This is a genomic window from Paenibacillus plantarum (genome assembly GCF_013141695.1).
In the GTDB taxonomy this organism is placed as follows: domain Bacteria; phylum Bacillota; class Bacilli; order Paenibacillales; family NBRC-103111; genus Paenibacillus_E; species Paenibacillus_E plantarum.
This window is the reverse complement of sequence record NZ_WHNY01000004.1, coordinates 375,922-397,479: the sequence shown is the minus strand read 5'-3', so window position 1 is coordinate 397,479 and position 21,558 is coordinate 375,922. Positions and strand designations below refer to the sequence as shown.

Here is a 21,558-nt window from a genome sequence, read left to right as displayed (position 1 = left end):
GAGCTGGGGATTTCGCGTTCGTATGTATCGCGTATTGAGAAGCGGGCGTTGATGAAGCTTTATCATGAGTTTTATAAGGCGAAGCGGTAAAAGAATTGAATTCATTGGAATTGAATCGCATTCTTCATTCATTTGGCATCAAATAATGGAGGCGAAGACAATGACAGCCTTAATACAGATTGAGCAAGTGAGTAAATTTTACTATATTGGCGGGGAGATAATCCGCGCCCTAGATGACATTTCGCTAGACATTGTACAAGGCGAATTTGTTGCTATTATGGGACCTTCGGGGTCTGGGAAGTCCACGCTGATGAATATCATCGGTTGTTTGGACGTTTCGGATGAAGGCCTGTATGTGCTGGATGGGAAGCAGATTCATTCGCTGAAGGATTCACAATTGGCTGAGATTCGGAATCGGAAGATCGGGTTTGTTTTCCAGAACTTTAACTTACTGCCGAGATTAAATGCCTATGAAAATGTGGAGTTGCCGCTGATATATCGCGGCTTATCGAGGAAGCAGCGGGAGCCGCTGGTTCTCAAAGCGCTGGAAGCTGTTGATTTGTTGGATCGCAGGCGGCACTTTCCATCGGAGCTGTCTGGTGGACAGCAGCAACGTGTTGCGATTGCGCGCACGTTGGCGGGAGATCCGCCGATCATCTTGGCGGATGAGCCTACGGGGGCGCTGGATTCAAAGACAGGCGCGGAGATCATGGATATTTTCAGGCGCTTGAATGAGCAGCAGGGACGGACGATTATTGTGATTACGCATGATCGGCAGGTTGCGGAGCAGGCAAAGCGGATTGTAAGGTTTCGGGATGGCAGGTTATTTAATTGAAACGAACAATATTACTCACAAAGATCGGCCCTACGATAAAATCGTAGGGCTTTTGAGCTTTTAATAATGGTGAATGCTGCTTTGATGACCATGAGGAACGCTTGTTTATTGAAGTGAATTCAAATGATTGTAAAAGTGAAATTTCATGAGCATAATTCATTAGGGATCTACTATATCAAAAATGGGTTGGAGGCAAGTTGAGTTGGTGGTTGGTGATCAAGTGAAATAAAGATCGTTAGTGGTAAATAGATTTCGTTAGTGAATATTTACTATTGTGAACATTCACTTTTTAATTTCTAAGGGTTTGTTGATTAGTGTTGAATATATCGGGTGGATCTAGGACAGCAAGGGTACCGCTGTCCCTCTGCTTCGATTTGTATTTGATTTGCCAATATCCGAAAACACTATTTTATTCGAACAAATCTCGCTTACAGATCAATATAATCGACTTCAAAATATCCTTGATATCCAGGCATCTGCAAAGGTAAACTTCATTATAAAACGTGGTCTAACCGCTTACTAAAAACAGTTCCTGATGATTGTACTTACCTAATTTTGGTTTCACATGACAGATATTCTTTGTAGGACCGATACATATGACTATATTTAAATACTTATGGAATAACTTGCGTTTTTTTTCTAGCCGTAGCAACATCACATATTTTACAGATACCCTTATATCAATTTAGTAGTATATAATGGACCGAGAAAATATTTCAAATTAATTGGAATCTTATCTACTACAATGTTAAAGGAGACTTCTAACATGCTGTCGTTAAATTTTAATACGATTCGGTTTAAGTTAATCTTCGGTTTATTCGTTATCATGCTGCCGATTATTACTTTTCTTGTTTATAACAGCTATTATTCAATTAGCGTGGTTCGCAATCAGGTGGCACAATCTAGCAATAACCTGCTTCACTTATATACGGGATTGATTGATAAAGATTTAAATAATATTGACACCTATCTGCTGCAATTTGCCGCCCAGAACGCAGGATTATCCTATTTAGAGCGTCCAGCTGAGCAGGACCAAGATACCTATAATCTAGCCCAATATCAATTATTTCGGGAATTGTATGAGAAAAGTAACTCGTATAATGCGCTGGATTTTTTCTTTGCCTATTCCGTAGTGAACCAAGATCTAATCCTTGCTCCCCGAAGTACTGTTTCAGAGAGTCCAGATCTTTATGAATTTAAAAACACACTTAAGGAGATAGCTCAAGATTCTCAAAAACTTTCCCATTATAGTATGAATCGCTGGACCACAATTACAATTAATGGAACTCCTTACCTTATTCATCTATTTAAATTTGGAAATGTGTATATTGGGGCACTGGTAAATTCCAAAGAAGTCATGGTGCCTCTTGATCTGTTGGACCTAGGGGAAAACGGAAGATCGCTGATTGTTGATGCAGGTAATCAACCTCTAATGGACATTGATTTTTACAACGCACAGAAAATTCAACTGAACTATGAACGGGGCACTTATTTACTAACTGGCACGAATCAAAAGTATCTAGTCATTGGTGAACAATCAAGTAAAGGAGATTTCAGTTTGCTTGCCGTAATTCCGGATCGTAATATTATCGAGCAGCTTCCTTATACACAGCGTATTATATTGATAATAACAATTGGGGCGGTCTTTGTTTTAATCGGAGCTTTATATTTCTTGAGAAGGACCGTACTTCTGCCGATTAATCGCATTATTGTAGCGATGCGCAAGATCAAGGACGGCAACTTGGAGGCTCGGATCGTTAATACGCCGATATCTCAAGAATTCCGAATGATGAATGAAACCTTTAACGATATGATGGTTCAAATACAGGAACTCAAAATTAATGTCTATGAAGAACGTTTAAACAACCAAAAGGCCGAGTTAAAGCATCTGCAATTGCAGGTTAACCCTCATTTTTATTTGAACTCCTTAAATATTGTATACTACTTAGCAGAGGATCAAAATTATCCTTTGCTAAAGGAGTTATCCTTGTCATTAATTGGTTATTTCCGGTTCATGTTTCGTAGTCATATGGATTTCGTACTGCTTAAAGATGAAATCCAACATGTTCAAAATTATTTGCGTATTCAAGAATTTCGTTTTCCTGAAAACCTGACTACTCATTTCTTCATAGCGGAATCACTAATGAACTATAAAATCCCTCCTTTAATCGTGCAAACATTTATTGAAAATGTGATTAAACATGCCGTTTCTCTAGATGAGCCAATTCATATTCGGATTGATATTGAGCAAAATGTAGACCAATTGATTATTCGTATTGAAGATACCGGCAAAGGGTTTGAACCTGGGGTTTTGCAGAAATTGGAGCAAGGAATAGCCCTCATGAACAATGACTCGGGAGAACATATCGGAATATGGAACGTGCAGCGAAGAATATGGTTGCTTTATCAAGATCAAGCGAACATCACCTTCTATAATAATCCTGGGGCGGCTGTTAAAATCGTGCTTCCACTTCAGTTAGAATAAGGAGATCATTGCTATGTACACATTATTGATTGTAGATGACGAAGTATACATTGCCAACAAGGTGAAAGCAACCGTTGATTGGGAACAGCTTGGAATAACAAAAGTATTTGTTGCATATAATATCCGCCAGGCTAAAGAGTTATTCGAAAGTCATTCAATTGATGTGATGATTTGTGATATTGAAATGCCACAAGGTAATGGTCTGGATCTTTTGACGTGGGTAAGAGAAAAATACTTGAAAACAGAATCCATTTTTTTAACATGTCATGCTGATTTTGAATATTCCAAGCAAGCGCTGCGACTGGGAAGCCTAGACTATTTATTGAAGCCAGTACCGCAACATGAATTAAAGGAAGCCGTACAAAAAGCTATTTTAAAAATAAAGACAGAACGACCATTAGTAATCGAACGTTTTTGGCAGGACTTACTTCAACAAAACATACCTTCACACCCGGAAACAATAAAGAGAGTTCTCTCTGAAAAAAGTATCCCTTATTCAGAAATGGCAAGCTTTCTGCCCATACTGATAGGCGTGCAATTCTGGGAGAAAAAGCTTTCCGTGCGTGAGGAAAATATTATGGAGTATGCTCTTCGAAAGACAGCGGAAGAGCTAATCCTGCAACAAGGGAATAAAGGTCAAATCATTCAGATTAAAACCGGTCTTATCTTAATCATCCTTGAATTGAGGAAAGATTCCTGTCCGACCGAGGAAATGCTGACAGATTTGTGTAGGTCTTTCATTGAAGCTAGTCATCAATATTTTTATTGCCAGCTATCCTGTTATATGGGCGAAGTGACGCAAATTCAAAACGTACTTGCTATGTATGATAAACTAGTGTATCTGCACCTTAACAATGTTTCTCTTAGTAAACAGGTAATCGCTCTTCGCGAAAAAAACGTTAAGACACAAGACGTCTCTTGGCCTCAAATGAACATATGGGCTGAAATGATGAAGCAGGGGGATAAAAAGAAGCTTCAAACGGAAATCGTAAATTCACTTCATTCATGGAAGCAAATAGAAGGACTGGATGCGAAAGGTCTGAAGCTATTTTACCAGAGTTTTTTGCAAATGCTGTTGTATTTTGTGCAGCAAAACGGTCTTAAAGCGGATCAAATTTTCACAGATCACTTATCTCCTGATCGAGCACTTATTGTTACGAAGTCCATCAATGATCTTCAAAACTGGGTGATGGAGGTTCTAGATATCACTTTTCTTCACATACAAGATGAAGGGGAAAATGAATCTTTCGTGGATCGAATTAAACAGTATATTACTTCCCATATTGATCAGCCGTTATCACGGCAATACATTGCTGACCATATCGGACTAAGTCCGGATTATCTTGTGAAATTGTTTAAGAAGGAAACAGGGATATCGATCTCAGATTACATAGTACAAGAAAGGATTCATATTGCTAAAGAGCTTCTCGCACATTCCGATTTACCTGTGAGCAGCATTGCTCAGGCTGTTGGGTATTCCAACTTTGCTTATTTCTCAACCACTTTTAAGAAAGAGATGTCGATGACACCTCAGGACTATAGAAAAACGTTTCGTTAATTTCAGATAAACATCCCGTTTTGGGATGTTTATTTTATTAGGACGGAAATTCAAAAATGGGAGTGCGGATTTTTGGTAGTTGCTTAAAATCGTTTCGCTTAATATAAGGTTTATAAGAACCGAAGAGTTGAATAAGGGGGAGATGACATTGAACACAAGGGCATATGAAACATCACGATCAAAATTACAGCCCCAACAAGTTACAGCCACGAGAGCGTTATTAAAAAAGGTGGTCAAGTACCGGGCATTACTCTTAATGACACTTCCAGGAGTTTTGTATCTGTTGATTAACAATTATTTGCCTATGTTTGGGGTAGTCATTGCATTCAAAAACATCAATTTTGCGAAAGGAATCTGGGGAAGCGACTGGGTAGGATTTAAAAACTTTGAATATTTGTTTAAGACATCTGATGCCTATATCATCACCAGAAATACAATTCTGTATAACGTCGTATTTATCATTTTAACTACAGTGTTTGCCATCGGTTTAGCAATCATGTTGAATGAAATAAAGAATCGATTTTTGTCACGGATGTTTCAAAGCTTTATCTTACTGCCCTATTTAATTTCCACGGTTATTGTGGGCTACCTGGTATTATCATTTTTGGATGTTGAAAGTGGATTTATCAATACATCGATTCTTCCTATGTTGGGGATGAATTCAATCGAATGGTATGCAGAAACGAAATATTGGCCTTATATATTAACGATTGTGCACACATGGAAGGACGCAGGATATTTATGTGTGATTTATTTAGCAGCAATTATTGGGATTGATCAAGAATACTACGAGGCTGCAACGATAGATGGGGCCAACCGGTGGCAGCAGATGTGGGGTGTTACCCTACCGCTAATTACTCCTGTCATTACGATAATGTCACTATTAGCCATCGGACGTATTTTCTATTCTGACTTTGGGCTATTCTATCAAGTACCCTTGAATACAGGGGCCTTGATGCCGGTTACTAATACCATTGATACCTATGTATACCGAGCACTTATGAATTTAGGTGATTTCGGAATGGCGTCTGCTGCTGGGCTGTACCAGTCTCTTGTCGGATTTATCCTCGTTATGATATCCAATTTTATTGTTAAAAAAGTAAACAGCGAGAATGCACTGTTTTAAGGAAGGTGACACCCATGCTAACAAATAAAGGATATCAGTTATTTTTAAATATGATTATGTTGCTCTTTGCCATCTGCAGTGTATTTCCTTTTCTTCTTTTGGTTTCGGCATCCTTTACGGACGATATGGAGCTGATTCGCAGCGGATACTCGCTAATTCCTGAGACAATTAGTTTTTCAGCATACGAGTATCTCTGGAATGACGCTGCGACAATCATGCGAGCGTATGGAATCACGATACTAGTAACCGTCGTAGGGACACTAATAGGACTAACATTTATTTCTTTGCTTGCTTATCCGTTATCCAGGAAAGAGATGCCATTTCGCAAGTTTCTGGCTTTCTACGTTTTCTTTACCATGTTGTTTCATGGTGGACTTGTCCCTACGTATTTGGTCTATACCAATTTACTTGATTTGAAGAATACGATTTGGGCCCTAATTATTCCGGGATTACTGGTGAATGCGTTTTATGTGATTCTCATGCGTACCTTCTTCGCAACCTCCATACCGCCATCGATTATTGAGTCGGCTTATATTGATGGAGCGAAGGAGTCAAGAATTTTTATAAGTATCGTCGTCCCCTTATCAACACCAGTGCTTGCCACCGTTGGTCTATTCCAAACCATTCGATATTGGAACGACTGGTTCAATGGGCTAATCTATATTACCGAAAGCAAATATTACAGCCTCCAAAATTTATTGAATCGCATTTTGCTGGATATCCAATTTATGCAGAACAGTGATGGACAAACGATGGAAGCGGCGGCGAATTTACCTTTGGAATCGATGCGAATGGCTATTGCTGTTATAGGGGTCCTTCCGATCATTGCTGCGTATCCATTCTTTCAAAAATTCTTTATTAAAGGGATTACTGTAGGCGCTGTAAAAGGATAATAGCTATAACTGGCCTATGCCAGTTTAGTATAAAATTACAAAAGGGGAGTTTTGTATGGTAGCACTGAAGAAATTGAGTATAAAACTTGGTTTATTAGGGCTTGGAACGAGTGTCTTACTGGCGGGCTGCAGCTCAAATAGTAGTGAAACGCCCCAGAAAGTACAGGAGAGCGGGGCTCAGTCAAAGCCGTATGAAATTGTCATGGTGTTTCCCATCAATAACCAACCGAAAGAATTGCAGTTGGTTACGGAGGAAATCAATAAAATCACGAGAGAAAAAATTAATGCTACCGTAAAACTTGTGCCGATCAGCTTTGGAACTTGGTCACAGCAAACAACTGTTATGCTGGCGGGTAAGGAGAAAATTGATCTCATGTATAGTAGTGTCCGCGGGTCATATACGCAAACTGTAGCTCAGGGACATTTCCTGCCACTGGATGAGCTTATTGCTAAACGCGGTCAAAATGCTAAGAAGGCTCTGGATGAACAAAATCCTGCCATTATAAATGCAACGAAAGTAAACGGAAAAATATATGGCTTGCCAAATATTAAAGATCTGGCGTCCGATTACGGAATCACGATGCGTAAGGACCTAGTTGAAAAATACAAGATTGATGTAAATAGCATCAAAACACTTGATGATTTGGATGCGGTGTTTAAACTAATCAAAGATAATGAGCCCGGTGTAACGCCAGCCGTAAAATATGCCTCTTCCATTATTGATTCTTACGTGGCGGCTCTTATGGACTCACTTGGAAACGGCTTCGGTGTTCTCCCTAAGCATGACAATGGGTTAAAGGTCGTGAACTGGTTTGAAACCAAGGAATACGAGAATTTGCTCAAACTTGTTAGAAGGTGGTACCTAGCGGGTTATATTGCAAAGGATGCCGCTACGGATACGGAAACGAAATATAATCTCGTCAAGGCAGGAAGAGGCTTCTCATGGTTATCCCAAATGAAGCCTGGCATTGAGCAGCAGGAATCTCGAAGCACGGGCAAGGAAATGGTTTCCGTTCGTCTATCTCAGCCGATCACGACAACAGATAAAATTACAGGCAGCGCTTGGAGCATTACGCAGAGCTCGGAAAACCCGGAACGCGCAATGATGTTGTTGGACTTATTGTACACGAACAAAGACCTTCAAAATCTGTTCAGTTGGGGAGTAGAAGGAAAGCATTACGTGAAAAAAGGGGATGTTATTGATTTCCCTGCAGGGGTCGATGCGTCTAGCTCTGGTTACAATCTACAACAAGGCTATATGTTCGGTAACCAGTTCTTATCCTATATCTGGAACGGCGACGAGCCGCAGCTTTGGGATAAAATGTCCAAGTTCAATAAAAGTGCGGTAGTATCAAAAGCTCTCGGCTTTAGTTTTGATGCAGAGCCTGTGAAAACAGAAATCGCTGCGGTTACGAATGTACAAAATCAATTTAAAATTGCTTTAGAAACGGGTATGGTGGACCCTGAAACGAAGTTGCCTGAATTTAATAAACAGTTAAAGGCCGCGGGGCTGGATAAAATCATTGCTGAAAAGCAGAAGCAGTTGGATGAGTGGGCTAAGAGCAATAAATAAAATTTGCGGTAGATCCCTTGCACTATGCGAGCGGGTCTACCGCAATTATTTTCCAATATTGAATCATAAAGTGAGGTTAGCAGGATGATACGAACCATTGAGATGAATGATGAATGGATTTTTACTAAAAACAATAGTGTTACCTATTCATTGGATGATATTCAAGGAGGGGAGGAAGTCACTCTCCCACACTGCTGGAATCACATGGATGGGCAAGAAGGAAGTCAGTACTATCGAGGACAGTGCTGGTATCAAAAAAGACTGATTCTCTCCAGCGAGGATAAGGCAAAACAATTATTCCTGGAAATCGGAGCAGCAGGGATGCTTGGTTCGGTTTATATTAACGGGCAAAGTGTCGGCGAGAGCCGGTGCGGATATTCCATGTTCAGAGTCCATCTGAATCCTTACCTTATCCCAGGAGAAAACCTTATAGCTATCATGGTGGATAATAGCTTGCACAAGGATGTATTCCCCCTAATGGCTGACTTTACGTTTTATGGAGGTTTATATAGGGATGTAAAGCTGTTGGTCATGGAGGATATACATTTTGATCTACAGGATCAAGGAAGAGATGGTGTGTATTTAAATCAAAAAAAATTGGGGAGTAACACCTTTGAATTAGAAGTTTTCGGAAAAGTAATCAATGAATCTTCTATTCCAGTAATGGGGACTCTTATCGTTCAAGTTAGCGACCATGAGAACAAGACAGTTCTAGAAGAAAGCCAGGAATTATCACTAATCTCTGAAACTGCCTTTAATTTGAAAAGTGAGATCCATAATCCTACACTATGGGAAGGTATTGAAAATCCATATTTATACACCGTCAATGTTTCCATAAATATAGAAGGAAAGACTTATGATCTGCGATCAATGAAGTATGGATTTAGAACGTTAGAAGTAACAGCAGAAAGAGGCTTTCTACTGAACGGTAAACCTATAAAGCTTAATGGGGTTAGTCGTCATCAAGATTATGCGGGTGTAGGTAATGCCATTACTAAGGCTCACATGGATGAAGATATGGCTTTAATTCGAGATATTGGTGCGAATAGCATTCGTCTCTCTCATTATCAGCACGACGATTACTTTTATAACCTGTGTGATCAAAACGGGATGCTAGTTTGGGCGGAAATCCCTTTTATTAGTATTCCTTCTACCCTAGACCCTGAAAATCAGAATGCATTAGATCAGCTTGAAAGATTGATTAAGCAGGCCTATAATCATTGCTCCATCTATTGCTGGGGAGTGCAGAATGAAATCACAATAGCTATTGAAAATGAGAAAACATATGAAAGTGTAAACCGGCTAAAGGATTTGGCCAAACACTTGGATCCTGATCGGCTAACGGCACAGGCTAATATATATTCGGTTGAAGACGATAGCCAACTTAACACCTTTACCGATCTTGTCGGCTATAATTTGTATTATGGGTGGTACTATGGTGAAATGAAAAACTTAGGAGAAAGACTGGACCAATTCCATCGTGTACAGCCAAATGTGCCTGTTCTTGTAGCCGAGTATGGCGTAGATACGAACCCTCGGTTTCATTCTTATTCTCCGCAAGTGAAAGACTATACCGAGGAATATCAGCTGCTCTTCCATCATAATGCGTTACAGACATTTAATGATAGGCCGTATGTCTTGGGAGGCTATGTATGGAATATGTTCGACTTCGGTAGTGCAAATAGAATCGAAGGCGGCGATTCTGGTAAGAACTTGAAAGGGCTCGTAACGATTGACCGGAAAATAAAGAAAGATGCCTATTATCTATATAAAGCCTATTGGTCTAAGATTCCTTTTGTTCACATTGCCGGGCGTCGTTTTGCTAATAGGCATAGGGAGTTGAATGATATTGTTATTCTTTCCAATATTTCTAGTATCAAAGTTTATAAAGATCAACTCCTGCTCAAAGAAATAAATAGTGAAAAACCAGTAAAGTTGGTGCAGGATCTTTCGCTAACCGCAGGGGAGAATCATCTGAAGGTTGTGGGCGTGGATGAACATGGTACCATCTATACCGATGAGATTGTGCTTCATTATACGATGGAATTAGATAACAGCTATGTTTATATAAAGAAGGAAGAGGCTAGGCTTGTTGTGAACTGGTTCGAAAAGTTCGATTTAACCGATGTTAAAGAGATTGAACTGAAAGAGAGCTGTTATTCGACTTTTGACACGATTGAAGATCTATATACGAATGAGAAAGCCAAAGAAGTGTTTCTTAAATATTTTGATCATACAACTCACAATCCTAGGTTTGAATTGACCAAAGGAGTCATGTCCATTGAGAAAATGTCGAAGCTCTCATTCTTCAATATTCCTAAAGAACTGCTTACTGTAATTAACAAAGAACTGAATGTGATTAAAAAATAAGCTTCAGGATAAGGGTGATTTTTCGAAATGTTATATCCTCAAAGCAACACGAAAAGAGAATTAATAGAGTTAAATGGAATCTGGAGTTTCAAGTTGGATGACGGAACAGGGGTAGCTAATCGAATATATGAACAAAAGCTGCAGGGGACAATCCCTATGCCTGTGCCGGCCAGCTATAACGATTTGACGGAAGACGCTCGAGTTAGGGACCATGTAGGTGACGTATGGTATGAAAGAGAGTTTTATGTATCCGAAGCTTGGAGAGGGAAGAGGATCATTCTCCGATTCGGCAGCGTTACACATTACGGCAAAGTGTGGATTAATGGACAAGAGGTAATAGAGCATCACGGAGGTTACACGCCATTTGAAGCAGACATTGCACCTTTCGTATTTTTCGATCGAAAAAATCGGGTTATAGTTCTCGTAAATAATGTGCTCGACTACACTACAGTCCCCATCGGTGAGGTGAATGTCAGACGTGATGCTGCGGGGAATGAGATTAGAAAGCAGGACTATTTCCATGATTTCTTCAATTACAGCGGTATTCACAGACCTGTTCGGATATATACGACGGCACAACAGTATGTCAAAGATATTACTATTCGCACAGACCTTCGCGGCCAAACAGGCGTAGTTTATTATAAAGTGGAAACCGAAGGGTCTACCAATGTTAAGGTAACGATTCTGGATGAACAGGAGAATGTTGTTGCTGAATCATCAGGTTTGCATGCAGATATGGAAATCGAGGATCCCGTGCTTTGGGAGCCTGGGGCTGCCTATTTGTATACGCTAAAAGTAGAAGTTATTAGCATTGATGGCAGTGTTGTGGACACATATAACGAACTCTTTGGTATTCGTACGGTCAAAGTGGAAGGAAAAGAGTTTCTGATTAATGGCAAGCCCTTTTACTTTAAAGGATTTGGTAAGCACGAGGATGCGGAAATCCATGGCAAAGGTTTGGATGAAGCGTTAAATATCAAGGATTTTAGCTTAATGAAGTGGATTGGGGCTAATTCATTCCGTACTTCCCACTATCCGTATTCAGAAGAAATCATGCGACTGGCTGATCGTGAAGGAATAGTTGTTGTTGACGAGGTTGCTGCGGTAGGGCTTCATCTATCATTAGGAGCTTACGCTTCATCTAATAAACGTAATACCTGGCAAACCATTCAATGCCAAGAGAGCCATCAACTTGCTATTAAAGAGTTAATAAAGAGAGATAAGAATCACGCATGTGTTGTAATGTGGGCTATTGCTAACGAACCTGCCGGTGAGGAAGAAGGAGCATATGAATATTTTAAACCACTTGCGGATTTGACCAGGAAGCTTGATCCTACAAGACCCATTACTATTGTGAATTATTTTGCCGCCTCACCAACTACCTGCAAAATTCATTCGTTAAGCGATGTTTTGTGCTTAAACCGATACGTAGGCTGGTATGCGTTTGGTAATGACTTGGAGATGGCTGGCAGAGTACTACATCAGGAACTGTTAGCATGGTGGAATCTTACTGCTAAACCTGTCTTTCTAACGGAGTTTGGTGCGGATACCATCCAAGGGCTGACTTCTACGGTGCCTCTCATGTGGTCGGAAGAGTATCAATGTGACTTTTTGCAAACATACCATCAAGTTATGGACAAACTCGACTTCGTGGTTGGTGAGCATGTCTGGAATTTTGCGGATTTTGCTACAAAGCAAGGGATTGTAAGAGTGGATGGAAACAAGAAGGGCGTATTCACTAGGGACAGGCGCCCCAAGAAAGCCGCTCACTTTCTGCGGGAACGATACCGAAATATCAAGGATTACTACTATAAAACTGAAGGGAATTAATAAAACATTGATAATTTGAAAGTCTTGAAATGTTAGAGCATTTTCAAATTGGAGGCATAAGTCTGCCTTAGAATTGGATGAGGGAGGGGCTGTTGAGAGACAAATAAGTTTTAAAGCGACAAATTAAGCTTTGAAATTAAAAAAGGCGCCACTCCTAGAGTGAACGCCTATTTAATTTATTGGTTGGAGACAATTCTTATTCGTATGGAAGCAAACAAAACAGTCAACTCGAGGTGGCGATTGAACTAAATGAGCAGATATGATTAAATTTAAGGAATGTAGCTGTGATTAAGACGCAGTCCCTTACGGATACACTAGGATTTCTACATTAACAAGCGCTTTCCTTGTTGTATAAAGCATCAGAGGATTTGTATGGTTTCGGGATGGGCGGCTGCAGAAAGATAGTTAGTATTTGTAAAACCAGAACTCCAGGGAAAATTGGGGGTTCTGGTTTATTTTATTTATACGGAGCACATCGCTCAAATCGGTTCTGGTGCAAGGATTAAAAAGTTTTCAGTTACCTGACATACTATACAGCAGATATTTTTGAGCCATTCAACAGTAGAGAGGATAGAAGAATTATTATCGGTCTGCCTTTTCCTTATCAAATGGCTTCGATTCCCTTTGATGTCTGTTCGGCAGTTAGAAATGATTTGAAGCCAAACATCGGTTTTGTTATTTTATTTATGAACCGGTTATCTTGCTCAACAATGTTGTTTAGATACTTTGTCTGTCTAGTCAAGGTTTCTTTTGGTAAGGCTTTTTCATTTATTAATTTCGTTTTCCCCATAGAATCAACTGCTCTATATAAATAATTCCACTGACCTTGACTTTAACGTAGGTTTCGTCGGTCCGTCACGAGTCGTTTGTAGGTTTCAAAAAGGAACGGATTCGTTTGTCGATTTCGGGTCCATATTCATGGACCCATCCCATGACTTCATTATCAGTTACTGTATCATGAATTAGAGCTTTGCATCACAACCCCAGAGAAAGCATCAGCCTTTAGAGGCAGCAAGTAATCGCGACGCTTTCTCAGTAATCCATGAGTAATTTCCAGCTTGAATTTGTGGAAGATTAATTAGAGAGCCACCAATGCCTAAACCATAACATCCGATTTGTAGAAATTGGCTAATGTTCTCTTCAGTAACTCCACCCACGGCCATCATAGGAATATGAGAGAGAGGACCCATCAGCTCCTTGATATAGGTTAGGGTAAGGCTGGCACTTGGGAATACTTTGACTGCTGTTGCACCAGCCTTCCATGCTTTAACGATTTCCGTTGGCGTAAGGGCTCCTGGGAAGATAGGTATTTGTTGACTGTGAGCAAAGCGAATAACTTCCTCGTCGGTGTTGGGTGTCACAAGGAATGCAGCGCCAGCATCTATAGCCCGCTTGGCATCGTCGAAATCCAGTACAGTGCCTGCACCAATGTACATCTGATCTCCAAGCTTGTCCTGCAGCCGAGCTATCATGGAAAGTGCGCCAGGTGTATTCAAGGTAATCTCCATGACCGTCACGCCACCTTGCAGTAAAGCGTCAGCCACGAACTCCACGTGCTGTTCTTCAACGCCTCTGACAATGGCAATGATCCGAGTTCGTTCGATTTCAAGTAATCCTTTTTCACGATTCATGTTGAGAGCCTCCAAGTAAGGGATAGGTCCTATTATGACATGCATACTATCAAACATCTATCCTAGCAAGACGAAAAACCTTATAATTCCTACAATTGTAATCAATGAACCATGCAGGTCAACAGACTTCTATATACGTTTTATTGGCTCTCGCTATAGGATGGAGGTATGTCGCGGAAGAGGAGGAGATACCAAAGAGCAGCTGAGATTAGGAATGAGATAAGAAGGAAGTAGAGACAGAATATCAGGATAACGGAGAGGGGGCGACCGGAATTGTGAACAGAGTATCGCTTAAAGGAATCAGCCGAAATTGGGAATTGTACCTATTGATCTTGCCGGCCCTTACGTATGTCATTGTATTTGATTACATTCCTATGTATGGTGTCCAGATTGCTTTCAAGGACTTTAATGCTGTGCAAGGAATATGGGGGAGCCCCTGGGTGGGGCTGCAGCATTTTGAACGATTTTTTAATGGATATTATTTACAAAGGCTGCTAACCAATACTTTATTGATTAGCGTTTACTACTTAATCATCAGCTTTCCATTATCTGTCCTGTTCGCACTATTGATTAACGAAATTAGGCAGGTCATGTTCAAGAAGACGGTACAGCTTGTCACTTATGCACCTCATTTCATATCGACAGTTGTATTGGTAGGCATGATGGCGATTTTCCTTTCGCCAAAAACCGGGCTGGTGAATCAATTTCTCCTATGGACAGGGGCGACTCCAATTGATTTTATGGCGGAGCCTTCATGGTTCAAGACGTTATATGTGTTTTCTGGTGTATGGCAAAATATAGGATGGAATTCCATTCTGTTCATCGCAGCTTTGGCCGGCGTTGATCCGCAGCAGCATGAATCGGCCACACTGGAAGGAGCTAGTAAGCTCCAGCGCATCTGGCATATCAATGTGCCGGCGATTATGCCAACAGTGATGATTCTATTTATCATGCAATGCGGGCAAATTATGGCGGTAGGCTTCGAGAAAGTGTTCTTGATGCAAAATGATGTGAACATAAGTGCATCCGATATAATTTCCACTTATGTATATCGATCGGGTGTATTGGGAGCGCAGTATAGTTTCTCTGCGGCGGTTGGACTGTTCAATTCGGTCATCAACTTAATCTTGTTAATCGTAGTGAATCGCATTTCGAAAAGGCTCACGAATACAAGCCTATGGTAAGGAGGGATCAAAGGTGGGCAGACTTGCGCAAACCAGAGGAGATATCGTATTCGATATAATAAATTATACATTGTTAAGTTTAGGAACGATACTTGTTCTCTATCCACTCGTATTCGTGCTAAGCGCATCGTTCAGCAGCCCGGCGGCTGTGGTCGAAGGTCAAGTATGGCTGCTGCCGAAGCAGATTAACGTGCAATCCTATATCCGGGTTTTCCAAGATGACGGGATTATGAGAGGATATATCAATACTTTGATTTATACCTGTGCAGGCACAGCGGTAAATTTGCTGCTTACCATAGGCGCTGCCTATCCCCTGTCACGTAAGGATTTCAGAGGGCGTCATGTTCTGACGATCATATTTGTCATTACCATGTTTTTCAGTGGCGGGCTGATTCCAACCTACTTGCTGATCAAAAACCTCGGCTTGATCAATACTATCTGGGCGATTATTTTGCCGAGTGCCGTATCGATGTGGAATATTATTATTATGAGAACTTTTTTTCAGGCTATTCCGATTGAGCTTCAAGAGTCAGCCCAGATCGATGGATGCTCGAATTTTCGTATGCTTCTAAGCATCATTCTTCCGTTGTCTATGCCGGTCATAGCCGTTATGCTTTTATTTTACGGAGTCGGCCACTGGAATTCATTTTTCAACGCACTTATCTACTTGTCGGATTCTCAGAAATATCCACTGCAATTAATTCTTAGACAGATTCTATTGCAAAATCAGATGGGAAGCATGGTCAGTGGCTCTGAAACTTCGGTTGACCAAATCATGCTGACGGAAGGCCTGAAATATGCCGTCATTATTGTCTCCAGTCTGCCTGTCTTAATGCTGTATCCGTTTCTCCAACGTTACTTCGTTAAAGGAGTCATGATTGGAGCTATCAAAGGCTAAATTAGGGGGAATCACTTCATGTTGTATCTAAAATCTATTAAAACCGCTTTCGTTGTTATCATGGCTACAAGTCTGCTATCCGCATGCACGAATACAGATATGGTGACGCCAACAGGGCAAGCTAAAAATGCAAGCAAAACGCTGAATGAAACAGGCATGCCCATCGTGAATCAGCCCATTACGCTTCGTATGATGGCGGGCCAATCGCCCCTTCAGGGGGAATGGAAGGATAAGATTCTTTGGAAGGAGGCAGAGAAGCGAACGGGTATTCATATCGATTGGAACCTAGTCCCGCAAGCAAGTCTGGAGGAGAAGAAGAACCTTCTTCTGGCGACCAATGATATCCCAGATGCCTTCTATGGCGGAGGGATTAATTCGCAGGACATGATTACTTATGGACAACAAGGTTTGTTTATTCCATTGAATGATCTGATTGATAAGTACGCGCCTAATTTCTCCAAAATCCTGAAAGCGAATCCGGAAGTGCTCAAAGGGATCACCGCTCCTGATGGCAAAATTTATGGACTTCCAAAAATGTCCTCGAATATTACGCACCGAATTGGCACGAAAATGTTCATCAATCAGAAATGGCTAGATGAAGCAGGACTGAAAATGCCTTCGACAACCGATGAGCTCTATGGGGTGCTTAAAGCCTTTAAGGCAAAAGACCCAGAACGTATTCCGCTGAGCAGCACAGATATCAGCAATGCATTGCGTTCTTTAGCAGGAGCCTGGGGTCTTTACAGCCGTGGTAATGCCAACCCTTACGTCGACTATGACGATAAAGCGGGGGCCATGCGGTTTATGCAGACGGATCCGAAATACAAAGATTTGCTAACGTACATGAACAAATTGTATACGGAGGGCTTGTTGGATAAAGAGATTTTCACCAACAATGCAACCATTCTGACTGCCAAAATCTCCAAAGGGCTGGTGGGTGGATTCTCTAATATTAATGTCGTTCCTGCAGGACAATTGAAAACGAATTATGCTGGTTTTGGCGCAGCGCTGAAAGGCCCCTTCGGCGATCAAAACTGGGGAGGCATTAGCCCTGTCCTGCAAAATCAAGGAGCTTTTGTGATCACCAAAAACAACAAAGAGCCTGAAGCCACGATGCGCTGGGCGGATTACTTTTTGGATGGGGACGGAGCCGTTTTATACTGGATGGGCGTAGAAGGCAAAACCTACGAGATGAAAGATGGCAAATATCGATTTGTACAGGATATTGTGAACAATAAGGATGGTTTGACCCTGGATCAAACAATTTCCCGCGAGCTTGTTTCGCCCTTCTCTGTGCACCCTATTGTTCGTGAAGAGCGCTTCGCTTGGGATACCGGAGAAGGGATGCCGGAAGTCATTACAGCGGCTAACAACTTGAAGCCGTTCGTCCCCAAAGAAATTTGGCCTGCGTTCTTGTTTACCAAGGAGGAAAATGATCGTTTAAAAGCTTTGAGTACCGATATCCACACCTACGTGGGTGAAATGCAGACACAATTCATCATGGGGAAAGCGCCATTCTCCAAGTGGGATGAATATGTAGCGACGATCAAGAAAATGGGTCTGGACGAATATATGAAAATCCATAAAGACGCTTATGATCGCTACAAACGCAATTAGGCAGAAAGAGAGGAAGCGCCATGAGGCCTAATTTTGATTTGGCATTGGAAGGGGCAGCGATTCAGTTCGTAGATGGTGATCGTTACCGAGTTCGTCAGTGGCAAGGAATCCCTGGCGTAGCATGCGCCCCAGATAATAGGTTGTGGGCGGCCTTCTACAGTGGAGGCAAAGGAGAAGGCCCCAGCAATTATGTCGCCCTCGTCAAAAGCGAGGATCGCGGACAGTCGTGGTCGGATCTGCTCTATGTGATCGATCCGCCGGACCAGGTGCGAGCTTTCGATCCTTGCTTATGGAGGGACCCTTCGGGACGCTTATGGGTATTCTGGTCCCAAAGCTATAGTTGGTACGACGGACGCTGCGGGGTATGGGCTTCGATCTGCGCGGATCCGGGAGCTGACTCGGTTGTCTGGACTAGTCCAAGACGTATTGCTGATGGTATTATGATGAATAAACCAACCGTGCTGAAGAACGGGGAATGGCTGCTGCCGATTGCTGTCTGGGCTTGCCATGAATCACCGCTGAATGAGCTGCCGGAGCAAGCCTTTTCGAATGTCTACGTTTCGAAGGATGAGGGGGAAACCTTCCACCTGCGAGGTTCTGCGGACATTCCGAATCGTCACTTCGACGAGCATATGCTTGTTGAGCGGGGAGATGGAAGTTTATGGATGCTGGTCAGAACATTCTATGGAATCGGGGAGAGTGTCTCTTTGGATGGTGGAAGCACTTGGTCGCCTGGCAAGCCGACTGTGCTTGGCGGTCCTAGCTCTCGATTTTTCATCCGTAGACTGCAATCAGGCCGTCTACTGCTAGTTAACCACTATGGGTTCAAAGGGAGAAGTCACCTGACTGCGATGCTGTCAGAGGATGATGGACTTACGTGGAAGGGCGGGCTAGTCCTTGATGAAAGAGGAGATATCTCCTACCCAGACGGTATACAGGATCAGGAAGGCTATATTTATGTGATATATGATAGGGAACGGGACAAAGCCAAAGAGATATTGATGGCGGCGTTCACTGAAGCAGATATTGAGGCAGGTACATGTGTGTCCGAGTATGCTGCATTGCGGCAATTGGTTAATAAGGCCAGCAATTAAGAAAGTCCGGTAAAGGAGAAAGACGACTTATGAGCACAGGAAAAAAACAGAGAACACCTCAGGTTTCACGGCTTATGACTTACTTTTTTTCCTATTTGTTCTTAGTCGTCTTTCTATTGGCGGCCATCGGAGGATTCGTTTATACGAAGTTTTTCGATACGCTGGAGGGGATTGTTGAGCAGTCCAATATTACCTCATTGAAGCAGATCCGCGATCAGATTGATCAACGGTTTAATGAATTACGGCAAATGTCTTTGCAAATTTCCAGTAATAACAAGCTGATGCGGTATTCGTTCTCCGAAGGTGGCTATGAGACGAAGCAGGGCATTCAGGAGCTGAGGTCATACGGCTCGACACATTCCTATCTGTTGGATATCGGTCTCTATTTCAATGAAATGTCGGAGCAGAAGGTCTATGCGGCAAGCGGCGTCTATGATCTGGACACTTTTTTTGAGAACGTTTACCCTTTTGCGCATTTGAACCATGTTGAATTCAAGAATCTGGCAGCGGGACTTAAGGAGCCGTATTTATTGCCTGTTCAATCCATAAGCTTGAATGGTGCCAACAAGCTGGATGCGGCCATTTACATGTTTCCTCTCCCAGGAAACGGCGTTAAACCGACACAAGTACTTCTCTATTTGATCAGTGGGGCGGAAATGAAAAAGGCGATTGGGGGGGCAATAAAGGAATTTGAAGGAGAGGCATTCATCATCGATAAGGACGACCACATTATCGTATCCGCCTCTAGTGGAAGCGGGGAAGGGAAGGACGCAGCCAGACTGCTGCCATGGTTACCTGCGGATAGAACAGCATCCATCGTGAGCAGCCTGAATTTGCCGGAGGGACCGCATTCTTCGGTTCAACTCGAATCCGGATTTATGCCGTGGTCCTACTATGTGGTCGTGCCGACAGGACAGTTTCTTACTGTGGTGAGGCAAACTCAGACTATTTTTTATATCATCGTGGTTTCGGTGTTGCTGCTAGGGATCGGGTTATCTCTGTTCCTTGCCAGACAGCATTACAAGCCGATCAAAAGGCTATTGGATTCCGTCCGGAAGAATCCGTCTTCCGAGGTACATCGGCAAAATAATGAACTCGGCTGGCTAAGCGAAGCGTTTGAGCATATGAATCTGGAGAATAACGACCTGCGTTCGCATCTCCGAACCAAATCCGCTGCATGGAAGGAAAAAATTCTGGCAGATTTGATCAAAGGCAATGTGAGATCCCGCGAGGAGCTTAACGAATTGACGATCAAAGCGGGCATGCAGCTTTCTTATGAACGATTTGCCATATTGCTTATTCGTATCGATGATTATCGCAATTTTGAAAAGACGAATACGGCGATCATTCAGAATGTTCTCAAATACAGCATTATGAACGTGGCTGAAGAAATCTCCATGGAGTTAGGCCATGGCTATGCGATCGATCTAACGGAGAATCGCGGTGTTGCGCTTTTAGTTGGTATTAAGGCGGAAGAAGAAGTGGAATGCGAGCAACTACTGCATGAGGCTGCTGAAAAAATTCGTGATTTCTTCGAACGGCTTTTTCCATTCACCGTCACGTTAGGGATCAGCGAATTGTTTCATCATGTGCTGGATACGCCGGTTTACTACAGGCAAGCAGTTGAAACGTCCCATCGTCGTTTCTTGGAAGGGAACAATGTCGTTCTGAAGTATCAAGATGCACCCATTGAAGAAGCAAACTCGCGCTATGAGATTATGGATGAGGCTGTCTCGAATTTGATAAAGGTCATTAAGCTGGGAGACAGAGAATTGGTAAGTTCAGTCATTACCGAAGAGATCCAAGAAATCCGTGGCAGCGATTTGACGCCTGGAGCTGCGAGGGCTCTATGTCAAGGGTTGATTATAGCAGTACTCAAACTTGCTAAAGAGATTTCACGAGAAGAGCAGGACCGAGAATCAGACGAGATGCTGCAAGTTTTTGCTTTTGAAACGGTGGAGGAGTTTGAGCGTATCTTCCTACGTTACTGCACACGATTTGCTGATGAGATGAGCCGTAAGAAGGAAAGTCGGAATTTCGAACTGCGCGATAAAATCGTGAATTATGTTTCCCAGCATTATGCCGACGTTACTTTGAATTCCAACCAAATTGCCGATACCTTCGGAGTTTCTCCATCGTATCTATCACGGTATTTCAAAAATCAAACAGGAACTACACTTAGTGACTATGTGGAAGAGATTCGCATGAATCAAGCGAAAGAACTTCTGCAAGCTAGGTCGATGAGTGTCAAAGAGATTGTCGAGAGCGTAGGCTACCTAGACCAGTCGCATTTTATTCGTAAGTTTAAAAAAAGAGAAGGTATCACGCCTCAGCAGTACAAGATGCTGTTCCCAGATTCAAGGGATTAGGGACAGAACTTTACCATTCGAGAAGTGTTTTCAAGTCTTACGATAATTCGTAAGACTTTTTTGTGTGCGATAGGCAGTCGCAACTTTAACGCAAA

General features: G+C 42.1%; 15 protein-coding genes and 1 pseudogene. 14 read left to right on the top strand and 2 right to left on the bottom strand.

Annotated elements, in window-relative coordinates; all coding sequences use genetic code 11:
• The 9 genes from GC096_RS01360 to uidA form a co-directional block, all read left to right on the top strand.
• Positions 1-90: sigma factor-like helix-turn-helix DNA-binding protein (locus GC096_RS01360; protein WP_281366710.1), on the top strand; the 90-nt coding region annotated here is incomplete at its 5' end.
• Between the two features lie 70 nt (positions 91-160).
• The gene (locus GC096_RS01355) at positions 161-835 is read left to right on the top strand and encodes an ABC transporter ATP-binding protein (RefSeq protein ID WP_171628497.1); all 675 of its coding nucleotides are present in this window, start codon (positions 161-163) and stop codon (positions 833-835) included.
• Positions 836-1,601: 766 nt separating this feature from the next.
• On the top strand, positions 1,602-3,320 hold the full coding sequence (locus GC096_RS01350; protein WP_171628496.1) for a sensor histidine kinase: 1,719 nt from the start codon (positions 1,602-1,604) through the stop codon (positions 3,318-3,320).
• A 13-nt stretch (positions 3,321-3,333) separates the two neighbouring features.
• Positions 3,334-4,878 (top strand): response regulator transcription factor, encoded by a 1,545-nt coding sequence (locus GC096_RS01345; protein ID WP_171628495.1) that lies wholly within the window; start codon positions 3,334-3,336, stop codon positions 4,876-4,878.
• A gap of 256 nt (positions 4,879-5,134) precedes the next feature.
• Positions 5,135-6,004, top strand: coding sequence for an ABC transporter permease (locus GC096_RS01340; protein WP_171628517.1), 870 nt, complete (start codon positions 5,135-5,137; stop codon positions 6,002-6,004).
• Positions 6,005-6,018: 14 nt separating this feature from the next.
• Positions 6,019-6,897: a carbohydrate ABC transporter permease gene (locus GC096_RS01335; protein ID WP_171628494.1), complete on the top strand. Its 879-nt coding sequence runs from the start codon at positions 6,019-6,021 to the stop codon at positions 6,895-6,897.
• Between the two features lie 55 nt (positions 6,898-6,952).
• The gene (locus GC096_RS01330; protein WP_171628493.1) at positions 6,953-8,470 is read left to right on the top strand and encodes an ABC transporter substrate-binding protein; all 1,518 of its coding nucleotides are present in this window, start codon (positions 6,953-6,955) and stop codon (positions 8,468-8,470) included.
• Between the two features lie 84 nt (positions 8,471-8,554).
• The gene (locus GC096_RS01325) at positions 8,555-10,840 is read left to right on the top strand and encodes a glycoside hydrolase family 2 protein (protein ID WP_171628492.1); all 2,286 of its coding nucleotides are present in this window, start codon (positions 8,555-8,557) and stop codon (positions 10,838-10,840) included.
• A 27-nt stretch (positions 10,841-10,867) separates the two neighbouring features.
• Positions 10,868-12,670, top strand: a complete 1,803-nt coding sequence (gene uidA, locus GC096_RS01320) for a beta-glucuronidase (protein WP_171628491.1) — start codon at positions 10,868-10,870, stop codon at positions 12,668-12,670.
• A 604-nt stretch (positions 12,671-13,274) separates the two neighbouring features.
• Here uidA and GC096_RS39470 read toward each other — a convergent pair.
• Both GC096_RS39470 and GC096_RS01310 read right to left on the bottom strand, forming a co-directional pair.
• Positions 13,275-13,543, bottom strand: a pseudogene (locus GC096_RS39470) (DDE-type integrase/transposase/recombinase); the annotation flags it as partial.
• Between the two features lie 122 nt (positions 13,544-13,665).
• On the bottom strand, positions 13,666-14,301 hold the full coding sequence (locus tag GC096_RS01310) for a bifunctional 4-hydroxy-2-oxoglutarate aldolase/2-dehydro-3-deoxy-phosphogluconate aldolase (RefSeq protein ID WP_171628489.1): 636 nt from the start codon (positions 14,299-14,301) through the stop codon (positions 13,666-13,668).
• A 275-nt stretch (positions 14,302-14,576) separates the two neighbouring features.
• Between GC096_RS01310 and GC096_RS01305 the strand changes: the two genes are divergently transcribed.
• Genes GC096_RS01305 through GC096_RS01285 form a run of 5 tightly spaced genes read left to right on the top strand, consistent with a single transcriptional unit; the run spans position 14,577 to position 21,463 of the window.
• Positions 14,577-15,485 (top strand): ABC transporter permease, encoded by a 909-nt coding sequence (locus tag GC096_RS01305; protein ID WP_312886158.1) that lies wholly within the window; start codon positions 14,577-14,579, stop codon positions 15,483-15,485.
• Positions 15,486-15,498: 13 nt separating this feature from the next.
• Positions 15,499-16,383, top strand: coding sequence for a carbohydrate ABC transporter permease (locus GC096_RS01300; protein WP_171628488.1), 885 nt, complete (start codon positions 15,499-15,501; stop codon positions 16,381-16,383).
• 18 nt (positions 16,384-16,401) lie between these two features.
• Positions 16,402-18,000, top strand: coding sequence for a type 2 periplasmic-binding domain-containing protein (locus tag GC096_RS01295; protein ID WP_171628487.1), 1,599 nt, complete (start codon positions 16,402-16,404; stop codon positions 17,998-18,000).
• 20 nt (positions 18,001-18,020) lie between these two features.
• Positions 18,021-19,094, top strand: a complete 1,074-nt coding sequence (locus GC096_RS01290; protein WP_171628486.1) for a sialidase family protein — start codon at positions 18,021-18,023, stop codon at positions 19,092-19,094.
• A 29-nt stretch (positions 19,095-19,123) separates the two neighbouring features.
• On the top strand, positions 19,124-21,463 hold the full coding sequence (locus tag GC096_RS01285) for a helix-turn-helix domain-containing protein (RefSeq protein ID WP_171628485.1): 2,340 nt from the start codon (positions 19,124-19,126) through the stop codon (positions 21,461-21,463).
• Positions 21,464-21,558: the final 95 nt, after the last annotated feature.